Source organism: Calditrichota bacterium (assembly GCA_020637445.1).
Classification (GTDB): Bacteria; Electryoneota; RPQS01; order RPQS01; family RPQS01; genus JABWCQ01.
Genome location: JACJVZ010000001.1, coordinates 519014 through 532014, shown reverse-complemented (window position 1 = coordinate 532014; position 13001 = coordinate 519014). Strand labels below are relative to the sequence as shown.

General features: G+C 53.4%; 8 protein-coding genes. 3 read left to right on the top strand and 5 right to left on the bottom strand.

The window, feature by feature from the left end:
* Positions 1-18: 18 nt before the first annotated feature.
* On the bottom strand, positions 19-2097 hold the full coding sequence (locus H6507_01985) for a T9SS type A sorting domain-containing protein (GenBank protein MCB9367872.1): 2079 nt from the start codon (positions 2095-2097) through the stop codon (positions 19-21).
* Between the two features lie 207 nt (positions 2098-2304).
* Here H6507_01985 and H6507_01980 point away from each other — a divergent pair, with 207 nt between their 5' ends.
* The 3 genes from H6507_01980 (at position 2305) to flgB (ending at position 8820) form a co-directional block, all read left to right on the top strand.
* Positions 2305-4695 (top strand): PAS domain-containing protein, encoded by a 2391-nt coding sequence (locus H6507_01980; GenBank protein MCB9367871.1) that lies wholly within the window; start codon positions 2305-2307, stop codon positions 4693-4695.
* 396 nt (positions 4696-5091) lie between these two features.
* Positions 5092-8238, top strand: a complete 3147-nt coding sequence (locus tag H6507_01975; GenBank protein MCB9367870.1) for a lamin tail domain-containing protein — start codon at positions 5092-5094, stop codon at positions 8236-8238.
* A 150-nt stretch (positions 8239-8388) separates the two neighbouring features.
* On the top strand, positions 8389-8820 hold the full coding sequence (gene flgB / locus H6507_01970; GenBank protein ID MCB9367869.1) for a flagellar basal body rod protein FlgB: 432 nt from the start codon (positions 8389-8391) through the stop codon (positions 8818-8820).
* Between the two features lie 119 nt (positions 8821-8939).
* Here the strand turns inward: flgB and H6507_01965 are convergent, their stop codons facing one another.
* The 4 genes from H6507_01965 to H6507_01950 form a co-directional block, all read right to left on the bottom strand.
* Positions 8940-10118: a prephenate dehydrogenase/arogenate dehydrogenase family protein gene (locus H6507_01965; protein MCB9367868.1), complete on the bottom strand. Its 1179-nt coding sequence runs from the start codon at positions 10116-10118 to the stop codon at positions 8940-8942.
* Position 10119: 1 nt separating this feature from the next.
* Positions 10120-11220, bottom strand: a complete 1101-nt coding sequence (locus H6507_01960) for a prephenate dehydrogenase/arogenate dehydrogenase family protein (GenBank protein MCB9367867.1) — start codon at positions 11218-11220, stop codon at positions 10120-10122.
* A gap of 143 nt (positions 11221-11363) precedes the next feature.
* Positions 11364-11786, bottom strand: coding sequence for an SUF system NifU family Fe-S cluster assembly protein (locus H6507_01955; protein ID MCB9367866.1), 423 nt, complete (start codon positions 11784-11786; stop codon positions 11364-11366).
* The gene (locus H6507_01950; protein ID MCB9367865.1) at positions 11783-13000 is read right to left on the bottom strand and encodes a cysteine desulfurase; all 1218 of its coding nucleotides are present in this window, start codon (positions 12998-13000) and stop codon (positions 11783-11785) included. The genes H6507_01955 and H6507_01950 overlap by 4 nt, the downstream gene beginning before the upstream one ends.
* Position 13001: the final 1 nt, after the last annotated feature.

Sequence of the window (13001 nt, the reverse complement as noted above, 5' to 3'; positions counted from 1 at the left end):
ACTGAGAAAACGGCAAACTTACTTTATCAAAAGCAGCTTCCGTGTGGAAACTTGAACACCTTGAGTCAAGCGCGCGAAGTACAAACCGGTAGCCGTGTTTTCCGCATTCCAGTGCGCCCGGTGAGTGCCGACTGTGTAGCCGCCTTGCGCAAGGGTGGCCACAACGCGCCCGGTAATGTCAAAAATCTCCAAACGGATGTCGCCCGGCTGGACCAACGAAAATTCCAGAGTCGCGGCGGCATTAAACGGATTCGGGTACGGCGGCTCCAACGCAAATTCGGTTGGCAGCGAGTTCCCGTCGTCTACAGACACATTCCAATTCACAAATGTCCACGTTTCACTTGAATGACGCTGCATTTGCGGATACATGCTATTCGCGACTACCCACCAAGTGACCGTGTCGCTTTGATGAATGAACGGGTGATCAGTAAAATTCACGTTGGCGAAATTCTCGTAGAGAGTGTCAATCAGTGAGAGCGAATCACCAACTTGGAAGAACAAACAATAGAAAACCTGTTCATCCAAGCTGTCCGGGTCAATCGCATGTTCCCATGAGAACAAAGACGACGGCATGGGAATCGGACTTCCGTTCGGCGGCTCCAACAAGCTGAAGGCTCGAGTCGAGTCCGGATGAATCTTGCGAACGTGACGAAAATCTTCCGAGCAGTAGGTCAGATTCGAGTGTTGATCTTGAGCCACGACAAGCCAATAGCGGTCGTAAATATCCGCGGTTGTCGTCAACAGATACGTCGTATCCTGCAGCGGCCCAATGGCAATAGGATCGTCAAACAAGCTGTCCGTGTCAAACAGCAGCGCATAGGCAATGTGATCGCCCGGATCAGGGTCCGTGGTCGATTCCCACCTGAAGCGGATGGTATCGACTGTAAAGAAGGCGCCGTCTTCCGGGCTGATCAAGTCAAACGGCTCTGGATTGTGCTGCAGCGGAGCTCTTGGATCCACGTCCGTCCGCACGTAGTATCCGTGCGGGAAATCCGTGTGCCGAATTCCGACTGCGTGATAGCGGTACAACGTATCAATCGCCACGTCGCGGAACTCGCTTGAGTTCACCGTGTCATATTCCAAAATGGTCCAGAGGCTGTCAAAGTTCTGGTCGTACTTCATCAGAAACGCGTTGTGCGTGCCCAACAACGGTTCGGACCAATATCCGCCGATTACAAAACCGCTGTCCCGGTCGGCGACGGGCAGAATACAAAGCCCGGCGTCGTTTTCCGGCCCACCCAGAACATCCGACCAGAGGCTGTCGCCGCTGTCATTCGTCGCGAGCACGAAGATATTCGTCTTTGTGCTGTCTCCGAATGAATGGGTCGATCCCAACAAAAGCGTCAAACTCGAGTCCACTCGCACGGCATCAAACAGTTCCTCTGCTTTGCTCGCGCCGAAGCGATGTGAACTTAGGAGCGTGCCGGCAGAATCAGTATGGCCCACCCAAAAATCTTTGTTGCGTCCGGCTGCGCTGTCGGCGGTTCCAAACAGGATAAGATTGGCGGAATCGACACGTTGCACGCGTCTGATCACGGCGGATTCGTGGTACGTTCTTGACCACTCAACAGAACCTTGATCGTCAACAAGCACCAAGCTGCCGTCGGTCAAACTTGAATCGCCGGGATCCACCATGCCGACAATCAGCATGTTGACACTGTCGTAGTACATCGAGGAAAAAGCACGGTCGGCGCGCGCATTGCCGCCGAAGTCCCACTGTCCCTGCAAGCTGCCTGCGCCGTTAAACAAGACGACTTTGTAATCGTTCGTGCTGTTTTCGGTTGTATATCCGACCATTCTACCGGAGCCGTTTCGCCACAGGCAATCGTACATGAACAACGTTTGTCCCCACAACCGCGACCACGTCGGAGCACCGCTTTCGTCCATTTTCACGGCGTAAGCCTGATAGAACTGCTGGCGCCCGATGCCTGTCAAATAGACTCCGGGTTCAACGGTGTCACGCTGAGCCATAACCACGTGATAGAATTCGCCGCGGTCGCTCATCGTCTCATCTACCTGAATCACCGGAGGCTGAGCAAAACTAAGAGTTGCAACTAAACACAAAAGACCCCAAAAAACCGTGATTCTACCTCCCATGTCCCTCTCCCTTGCGTTTCATCCGTCCTCACGCTTGCACAATACACTGGACCCCGTCCCTGCCGTCCGTTGTCCTTCTCCCACGTTCTGTAAACACAAAAGTTACCGAATTTGCCGCTGAGTGTCAAGACGAGCGACTGAGGCACCGATTTTGCGAACTGAATGGTCAAATTCATACTCTCAACGCTTTGTCACGGGTTTCATCGCATGCGACCATTCGTCAAAATCATCGGAATTGCTGTCGGTTTGACCGGCCTCCTTGGAGGGGCGCTGCTCTCTATGGGCCACCTTCGTACGGCAGAAGGGGATTTTCAAGAGCTGGAAATGGCCAGACTCAAAAACCTCGCGTCTTCGTGGGAAACCCAGATTTTGTCGGTCAGATCCGCCTTTCGGGACCAACTTCTGCGCCACGGAGTCACCGTTGTCGTCGAGCATCCGTCAGATTGGGCGGCTTGGCGCGTCGAAAACAAAATTGAACAAATGACCGATGATTGGCCTGCGGGACTGGCGAAACCGAGAGGCTGGGCGTTGCTTCGTGCCAACGGCGACACGCACGCGCTTACGGGAGACAGCACCGGATTGGGAGAAGCCTTGGATGACTTTGCCCAGCAGGACGCGCCGGACATTATCCTGACTGAAAAATCTAATGGCGCAAAGCGTTGTCTGGTCTTGCAATATGCACCGCCTGCGGATGACAAGAACACTTCCCCAGGGAGGCTTGTGGCTTTCATCGACGCGCAAGATTTGTTCAAGGTCCCTACTGACCCACCAGCCGAGTGGGTGTTGATGAATGGACCAAAAGACACGTACCTCGCATCCGCCCGCCGTTCGGAGCCTCCGATCGGGGTCGGAACTTGGGGAATTCTGTTGTCTCAAGCGAGTGGCCTAATCACTATGGACGACGGCTTACCTCTGGCGTTCTGCAGGATCCACGTACCGGGCATGCAACCGTTGCTGGTTGTATCGGAGATAAGTTCGCCAACTAACGCAGGAACGGCTGCGGGAGCGTTGCTGCTGTTGGCGGCTGGAACGGCCATGCTCGTGTTTGTTCTCCGTCCGCGTAAGAAATCTGAGCCCGAAGATGCGGCTCCGCAAGGCGAAACGGAAGACGGAAAACCGACTCGCGATCCTGTGACGTTTCGGCAGATATTCCAAGCCGTGCGCACGCCCATGTGTGTAGCTGACGAATCCGGCAGGCTGCTGCGCGTGAACTCGGCGGCACGAGAACTTCTGTATTTGCCCAAAGGCGGCCAACCCGATGAGTCGATTACTGTAATCGGCAAAGATTTTAGCGGGACACTGAGAGAGTTTTTCATCAAGGCGGCCGGTTCTGACTACGCAGGCGGATCGTGGCTTCTGAGTCGCAACAACAAGCACTATTTTGACGGCAAAATCGTGGCAACTAAGCTGTCGGGAAGCATCGAGCAGTCCGGCCCTGTTGCTTTGGAGTTTGTCGAAAATGCGCAGGCATCCGCATCAACCCAACCGACCACTTTAGCAAATACTGCAACTGTTGATTCGCTCAATCCGCAGCCGATTATGCTGATCAACGAAGAGGGTCGAGTCTTCGAATGCAATCGAGCGGCACTGGATGTGAACACAAAACTTGCTGACTCTCCGCTGCTGCACGAGGTTCTTCCCGGTCTCGAGCTTTCAAACTTGGCTGCGCTGACTGACCCGGACAGGGCTCAAAAATTCGAAAGTCTGTTTGGCTCCCGGCTGTATGAGTTTCATCCCGTGCATACGGCCAGCGGAATGCTCCTTTACGGTCAAAAGAAATCCGATTCGCAGAGTCTGCAAATCGCGTTGCATCAAGCACAGGAAAATTTCAACACTCTGTGCGGGCTTTGCGACGAAGCTATTCTGCTGGTCGATCCGCGCACACACATGATTCAGGAAGCCAATCTGTCCGCGTCAGATCTGTTCGGCGCGATTCATCCGGGATTGGTCGGCAAGTCAATGGACGAGTACGCGGATTGGCCGTGGCTTGAAGATACCTTGCGGGCTTCCGTGCAATTGCAGCGCGGCGACGGACAAATCGTTCCGTGCTCGTTTGAACATGAACTTGTCAAGATTGAAGGCGAGCCCACGCTGCTGGTTGTCGTTTCACGTGTCGTTGAAGAAGAGCGTCGGAATATTCACGAATTGGCGGACTATGCTCAATCCGTTGCTGAGCGGCTTTCAGAAACGATGAACACCGAACCGGAACCTCAAACAGAAGCGTTTGTGCCGCTTGGACCGGGAATGCTCGTTGTGACAAATCCAACGGTGCGGGACGTTGCGCGCAGAATGCTCGAACACTTGGGACATCCGTGCGAAGTATTTACGAATCTTGACGACGCGACCTTGTACCTTGTTCGTTCGGACGTTCGTCCTGAATTTGTGATGATAGATCTGGGTGATTTTGATCAACCAGGTGATTGGGTTGAAATGGTTCGAGCCCGCTGTGGAAGTGTGCCTTGTGTTGGCCTAACCGATACACATTCGGAAGACTTGCCGGACGGACCTAATGCCGTGCTTCCCAAACCGTTTGAATTGGAAGATGTTAGCCAGAGTTTCCAAACTCTCGAGTTGGACACGACTGTCGAAACAGGTTAGTTGCTGAAATCACAGATACTAAGCGCCCCTTGGAGCCAAGGGGCGTTTTTTATGCTGTCAATTTGGTCTCGGCCCCTGAGTTTCCAGATGAAGTCTCTGCCCACTCTGCACAAAAATTGATGCCTTTTCTTGTCTCCTCAGGTGCATGCCTCTGAGTCAAAAAGTTATCCACACTTTTCTTCTGAAATTCCCCTCCAGAATGCTAATATTCCCGTCAATACCAATAACTTAAATGACCAACTCACATAGCTCTAACCTATTGAAAATGACCCACTTCGTGAAAGCATTCACTTGATTTCCGACCATTTTTTCCGTATCTTTCAAGCTGTCGCTTTTTAGACTGCTTCATGGTTTTTTCATTCGACCCGTGTTTTTTCAGTATTTATTGAGGTGAAGATGATGCGTATGTTACGAGGGATTTCTCTCTTGGTGGTGCTCGGCCTATTCGCACTTCCGGTGTTCGCACAGAGCTTTGGTGATGTCGTGATTACTGAAGTTATGTATGACGATACAGCCGGAACGGACTTCGAGTGGGTAGAAGTCCATAACACCACTGGTGCCGCGATCAATATGGGCGGTTGGGTTCTCATTGACGACAACGTATATCCGTCAGATGGCGGCGAAGGCGGGATCGAGGTTCCCGGTGGTACCATGATTGGCGCCGGAGCGTACCTCGTCTTAACCAGATTCGCGGGTACTGGCATTCCGGGAATTATCGAATGCAACCAGTATATCGGCAGCTTCACACTTGGCAACACGGGCGACAACCTTGCCCTCTACACCGCGCAAACCGGCGGTACGTTGATTGATGGAGACTTGTCGAGCAGTTATCCCGACCTCGCAGCTTCAAATGCAGGCAATACGGTCGAGAAGTGCGATGTAAACGCAACTTGGTCCAGCAACCCAGCGGATTGGATTGAGTCAGCCACTGTGTATGCAACGGTAGGTCGCTACCGCCATTGCACACCGGGCGCAATCAACACTCCTTGCGCAGGCGATGTGACTCCGCCGTCGCTTGTCAGTGTCACCGTGATTTCCAACACCCAAATCGACGTCCTGTTCGACGAAGCTGTTAACCAAACCGTCGCTGAGACTGAAGCAAACTACTCCGTTGACAACGCTGTCGGCGCTCCATCTTCAGCACTGCGTGACGGCACCAACAACGCACTCGTACATTTGACCTTTCCGACTCTTGCCCCCAATAGCTATGTGTTGACCGTCTCGACGGCGCAAGATATTGCCGGCAACGTGGCAAACAACCTGACGGGCGGCTTCACGATTCTCGGCGCTGCTTCAAACAGCGTCGTGATTACCGAAATCATGTATGACGATACTGCGAGCATCGACGTCGAGTGGATCGAAATTCACAACACAACCGGTGCCGCGATCAACATCGGTGGTTGGATCGTCACGGACTACAACGCGTATCCTCCGACCAGCGAAGGTGCGCTTTACATCCCGGCTGGAACGACGATTAATGCAGGTCAATATCTCGTCCTTTCCAATGTCGCCATCGACGAATTCACGGGCGAAATCGTGTGTCCCGATTCGGTTGGCGGCTGGGGATTGAACAACGGCGGCGACAACCTCGCTATCTTTACTGCTCTGACCGGTGGATCGCTTGTCCACGGTTCGCTGACGACGATGTATCCCGATCTCGCGGGTGGAAACGTCGGCAACTCTATTGAAGTTTGCTCTGGCGATATCGGTATGGACTGGGACAACGAAAACTGGTACGAGGCCGATGAAGTTTTCGCCACTACGGGCCGCTACCGCAATTGCACGCCCGGCACCGCGCCGCACATTTGTATTCCCGACGTTACCCCACCGACCCTGGCGGCCGCAAACGTCATTACGAATAGCCAGATTGACGCTGTCTTCGACGAAAACGTCGAGGCGACAACTGCCGAAACCGCCACGAACTACTCTGTCGACGGAGGGATTGGCAATCCCACAACTGCTGCACTGCAACCGGACGGCAACACCGTGCGCTTGACTTTTGGAGCGTCGCTTCCGGCCAACACCTACACGTTGACGGTTGTCAATGTTGCCGACATCGCCGGCAACGCGATCAGCACAAACAACACGGCGCAATTCACGATACTTCCGTCGGCCTATGATCTCGTTATCACTGAGCTGATGCCGAATCCGAACTTCGCGGGCAACGCCGACAGTTTGGGTGAATGGTTCGAAATTTACAATCGCGGCGCGAATGCCGTGAATATGGCAGGCTGGATCATTTCTGACAACAACGGCTCGGACACGCTTGAAGGAGCTCCGACTGTTGCTTCACATGATTACTTCGTATTCTGCTCCAACGGTGACCTTGGTGTCAACGGCGGCGTCCCCACCGACTACGACTATGTTTATGGTACGACCGGTTGGGGTCTCGGTCTAAACAATACGGGTGAAACGGTTACGTTGCGTGATGCCGATGGTGTCACCGCTGCTTCGGTGACGTATGCCGGCCTTCCTTTTGCTGCGGGTGCCAGTGCGCAGTTGATGGCCACGAATCTCGATCCGTCAAACGTTGCCAACTGGTGCATCGCTTCCACGGGCTGGGCCGGTGCCACAAACGGTGACCTCGGTACTCCCGGCGAGGCGAATATCTGCGGCGCTCCCGCCGAACCTGACACGCTTACGATTTGCCAGATTCGTTTGCAAGACACTTGCGGTGTTCCGACCTATAACGATTCCTTGTTGGTAACTTATGGCGTTGTGACCTACAACGATTCTTGCCGCCGCAACATGTTTGTCGAGTCCAACGGCTGCGCTATCCTCGTGTTCGGCACGGCGGCGCAGACGAATTTGAATGGCAACACCCGCCTCGCGCTGCCCGGCGATTCCGTGCGCGTTGAAGGCACGTTGGACTTCTTCGCGGGCGCAACTGAATTCTCGCAATTCGCATTGCAAGCCGTGACGGTAACGTTTATTTCTGAAAACAATCCGGTCCCTGCGCCTAATAATGTTGCGGCGAGCAGCATTTCACAGCTTGCCATGGCATGCACTCCGGAACAGTACGAATCCGAACACATCACCGTCATGAATGTTATGTTCGATACGACGGGTGGAGTGGATACGTTTGCCGCGAATACGAATTACTTCTTGTTCAACGGCAACGACACAATTCAATTCCGAGTCAATGCCTGCGACACGCTGGCGGGACTTCCGATTCCGCTCGGACCGATCAATTTGACTGGTATTCTTTCGCAGTACGATACGTCCGGCTGCCAGTGCCAAGACTATCAAGTTGTAACGGGTGCAATCGCGCCGTTCTCCTCTGCACAATGCGGCACTCCGGTGGCGCTGACGTCCCTGCGTTTGTCAGGTACCAATACGGTCCAGCTTCGCTGGCAGGCGGCTGACGAGAACAATTGCGGTTGTTACAATGTGTATTACTCGACGGTTTCAAGCCCGTCTTTCCCGAACGACTTCACATTGTTGACGATAAACCCGATTTCGGCAACGTCCTACGATGACGTGTCTTTGGGCGGTGCTGACAATCGCAGAATCTACATGGTGACCGGCGTTTCTTGCCCTTAATCATTGGTTCTGATAGTTCTGAGGCCCGGTTCCATTTTGGAACCGGGCCTTTCTTTTGTCTTGGTTCTTCAAGACTTACAGGACATTGCTACAGCATCTTCGAGCGAAGGCACAAGGATTGCTCTTTGTTTTGCCGAAGGAGAAGACTCTATGGCCGACAACAATCTCATCCAAAATTACCTAACTGCCCAAAATCCAGCGACATCCACTTTGCGGTCGATGCTGGATGCGCAGGCGGCCCGACAGCGCGCGCACTCGCAGAATATCGCGAATGCCGAAACTCCCGGCTACCAACGTGTGCGTGTTGAGTTTGAAGACTTGCTGCAGGAAAAGCTGGACGGCCAAAGCCAGAAGCTCGCGCAAGCGGACCAGCGGCACATCCCTTCTACGGATGACCCCACGGCTCAAATCAAGGTTACTCGCGAGGCGATTCCTGAAGACGCGACCGGAGTCAATGGCGTGAACATCGAAGAAGAAATGGCGGAAATGGCGGAAACACAATTGCGATATTTGACCGCATTGGAACTCCTGAAGCGCCGCTACTCCGATATCAAAAGCGCGATCACAGGAACCGTGAGATAGGCGATTTCAATCAAAGACAAAATGAAAGGTCGCGCAGCAATGCACGACCTTTTATCTTTTTAATACGGCAATCAGTCCGGAGCACCACGTCGGAGCACCTAATTCTGCGGCCGATTCAATTAGTCTCGCCGCATGGCTGTGTAGCCGTGCAGTTTGAGTATCTGAATGGCGTTCCGTGAATCTGACAGCGACTCAAGTGTCACGCGAAGGAGTCCACCCTGCCGTTCACGCGCGTGAATCACTCCAATATCCCGGATGTTGATATTGTGTTCCGCCAAGAGTCCTGCAATCGTTGCCAGAGTTCCCGGCCGGTCGGGGACGATTACGGTTAACTCAGACTGTGAATCCCAATCCCCCGGTCGTTCGCGCGCGAGCTTTCGCTGGAACGAATATGCTCGTTGCCACACATCTTCGAGTTTTCCTGTAGCGAAGAGTGCCTCAATTTCTTGAAAATGCTCTCGAAAGCTCTTCAGCGCACGCTGAATTTCTTCCCGATTCGCCTTCAGAATTGACTCCCACACAGTCGAAGGCAGCGCCGCCAGTGCAGTCATCCCTTGGAAATGTCCCGTTGCGAGTTTTTGCATCAGCGGAACTTCGCGACTCTCACTGGCCAGCCAATCCGACAATGCCAACGCGAAAATCAACGGCATATGCGTCGTCGAAGCAATGATCTTGTCGTGCACGTCGTGGGGCAAAACAATCGGATAAGCTCCGATCATTCTTATCCACCACTTAAGGGCAGTCAACCTCTCTATCGGCACGGAATTTTCGGGTGTCAACAGCCAATAGGCGCTGGCAAAAAGCTCCGGATGCGCGTTCGCGATTCCGGGTCTCTGGCTCCCGGCGAGAGGATGTCCACCAATAAAAACAGCGCGAGCATCTTTGACGCCGCGCGCAATTCTTACGATCTCAGCTTTGGCACCCACCGTATCAGTTACCACTGCGTGAGGCGCGGCGGTCCTCAGAATCGTCGGCAGAACTTTCTCAACTTCTTCGGCCTCCATTGCGAGGACAATCAGCTCCGCACCGGCAATTGCTTCGGAAATGTCGCCGGCGCCTTGGTCGATAGCGCCGCGCATTAACGCTTCGTCAAGCACTTCTTGACGATCGTAACCGACAACCGTGCCACTGAAATCCATCGCCTTCAATTTCATGCCGACGGAGCCGCCGATTAGTCCTACTCCCAGAAGGGCAACTTTGTTGAAATCGTTGTGAAGAAGGTCAAGCGGATCGGGAAGCGTCAGTTCGACGAGATCCGTGACAGAGGAATGTGCCTGTTCCGTAGAACTCTCTCCCAAATCAATCGGTTAATTCGATCTTAATCCCCGCGGCGCGCAACGACTGCACAGCCTTCTTTCGATCCGCCTCATTGTTCATTTGAAGTTTGAACGCTTCTCCGTTTGTCCCCGACATCTCTTCAAGTTTCTTAATCACTACTTGCGATTCCGCAAGCGCACGGGCGATTTTTTGTTTGACGGAAACGTCGCCCGCCGTCGTGACGATTACTTCGCAACAACAGTCTGGCTTGACGTCAGCCGCAATATGCGAACTCTTGCGGATGACCTCATTCGCTTTCGCACGCACAGTTTGCTCCGAAAGCGAATTGCGCAGCGAAGCTATTGAAGACTCGATGTTGGCAAGATGCTTCGTCACGAATTCACTTGTTCCGATGAACGACTCGCACCATGCCTTATCCTGCAAGTTTCTCAATCGCCGAACCCGGCCTACGACTCGTGAACCGAGAAAGTCGCCGCTTACTTCTTCCGCGCTCATGGACCTAAACACTTCTTCGAGCTGCAGCAGATTCAATAAGTCGGGGATGACTTCGAGCAATGAATATCGATCGCGAAAATCATTCGGACTCATTGCGATAACCTGCGCGCCAACTAATTCGAATATCTCCGCAAACATTCTGTATGCCGGATAATCCGCTTTGACCCGCGGTGTCAGGATGATCGACTTTCCGTCAAAGTAGAAATCAGAGGGAGTCGCGCCGGGTTCGTCACGAAGGATGTCCTGCACCACGTGAAACCCAACGTGGTGGACGTCGGTGCGGCCGTTTGACTCAAAAACTGAATCTTCGTGACCCTTGACCCGAGTCGCATCAAGAACAATTGAACCGGGCTCCGCCAGTTCAAGGAGCGTCGCCAACCTGTCCCGCGGATCCCCGCCCTCCCGCGAAAGGACGATCAACTCGCTGCCTTTCATCCCTACGTGACAATCGCCGCCGCCATCCGTGATGCAGCCCCGCCGCCATCCGTAGGAAACTGAATCAGGTTCGTCTATTCCGTAGATCGCACCGCGATATCCAGCGCGTTTCAGAGCCAATGAAATGGCGCTCGTAATCGTATCAATGCCACCAAGCGTAATCTTGCTCAAGTTTTTGAGCTTAGTTTCCATGTCTGCTACCAATAGTTGCGTGTATCCACAAGTGGGGCAGCAACTATCAGACCAAGAAAAGTCAAATTACCTTGACATAGCAAGTTCAAATCAAAGAGCAGCTTTATGCTACAGTCAGCGCGAAAAAGCCGTCCGTCAAACGCCTATTTTCCAGCCGATTTTAGAGCTTCTTCCATCGTCGTCCACGGCAGCGTCGCGCACTTCACACGCACGGGAAGCTGGGCAACTCCGACAAGCGAGGCAATATCATCCATGGACTCCCCTTCTGGTTCCTTTCCTTCACGAATCAAAGAACGAAACTGCCCGATGCGGCGTTTTACTTCGTCAACAGTACGGCCTTTTAGATCCTCCGTCAACATGGAAGCGCTGGCCATTGAAATTGCGCAGCCTTTGCCCTCAAAACTGATATCTGCAACCCGGTCGCCCTCAATCTTCAGGTATAGAGTCAGTTCATCGCCGCACAACGGATTTTTGCCCTCGGCGTGCGTAGTCTCATCTGCAAGTGTGCCTTTGTTGCGCGGGAGTCTGTAATGATCCAGCAAGATATCGCTATAAAGATCGTTCATGCGAGAATTGCTCGAGCTGTGCGAACCGCTTCGACTAAGGCGTCGATATCGGATGTCGTGTTGTAAACATACATGCTGGCGCGTGCGGTAGCTTGAACACCGAGCCAGCGCATGAGCGGCTGGCAGCAGTGATGCCCCGCGCGAATTGCGACACCCTCTCGATCCAGCAGTGCGGCTAAATCGTGCGGATGAATCCCCGAAACATTGAAAGAAATCACGCCGGCGCGGTTCGCACGAGGGCCATAAATGTCGATTCCCTCCTCCTCCAACAATCTGTTCAAAGCATATTCCGTCAGCGCGTGGTCCTGCTCCGCAACGTTATCCATCCCAATGTTCTCAAGATATTCGACCGCTGCCGTCAAACCGATCGCTTCTGCAATCGCGGGAGTTCCGGCCTCGAATTTGTACGGCAGATCATTCCACGTCGCATGATCCAAGAAAACTTCCCGAATCATCTCGCCGCCAGTTTGGAATGGATCCATTTCCTCGAGAATCTCCGGACGACCATACAGCAAACCAATACCGGTTGGGCCGAGCATTTTGTGCGCGGAAAACGCGTAGAAATCGGGATTCAAGGCCGTTAAGTCTACAGGCATATGCGGAACAGATTGCGCGCCGTCGATGAGGACTTTTGCTCCCGCTCTATGAGCAATTTCGATGATCACCGCCACGGGGTTAATTGTACCCAGCACATTGGAAACGTGCGTGACGGCGACGAGTGCCGTGTTCGAATCAATGAGTTTGCTTGCCTCACTCAGATTAATCGTTCCGTCGCTTAGCAGCGGAATGAACTTGAGTTCCGCTCCGACTTCCTTCGCGGTCAACTGCCATGGAATCAGATTGGCATGATGCTCCATCGGAGTCAACACAATCGATTGGCCGGACTTAATAAACTTTTTGCCAAAGGAATGGGCAACAAGATTGATAGACTCGGTCGTGCCGCGCGTAAAGATCATCCCTTCGAGCGCCGGTGCATTCACGAATCTCGTGACGGCTTTGCGCGCGAATTCATAGTCTCCGGTCGCCGCCTCGCCAAGCGTATGGATTCCGCGATGAACGTTGGCATAACGCGACTCACAGAAGCGACAATATGCCGTCATCACCTCGTTCGGCTTCTGCGAACTGGCGGCGCTGTCAAGATATACGAGCGGCTTGCCGTTTACCTTCACATTTAGAATCGGGAAGTCCAGCCGGACGTCGCGTCCCAGACTCACT

What these genes read in the sequence shown, in the direction of transcription:
- H6507_01985 (MCB9367872.1), bottom strand. Translation starts at nt 2,097, where the DNA reads ATGGGAGGTAGAATCACGGTTTTTTGGGGTCTTTTGTGTTTAGTTGCA.
- H6507_01980 (MCB9367871.1), top strand. Translation starts at nt 2,305, where the DNA reads ATGCGACCATTCGTCAAAATCATCGGAATTGCTGTCGGTTTGACCGGC.
- H6507_01975 (MCB9367870.1), top strand. Translation starts at nt 5,092, where the DNA reads ATGATGCGTATGTTACGAGGGATTTCTCTCTTGGTGGTGCTCGGCCTA.
- flgB (MCB9367869.1), top strand. Translation starts at nt 8,389, where the DNA reads ATGGCCGACAACAATCTCATCCAAAATTACCTAACTGCCCAAAATCCA.
- H6507_01960 (MCB9367867.1), bottom strand. Translation starts at nt 11,220, where the DNA reads ATGGAAACTAAGCTCAAAAACTTGAGCAAGATTACGCTTGGTGGCATT.
- H6507_01955 (MCB9367866.1), bottom strand. Translation starts at nt 11,786, where the DNA reads ATGAACGATCTTTATAGCGATATCTTGCTGGATCATTACAGACTCCCG.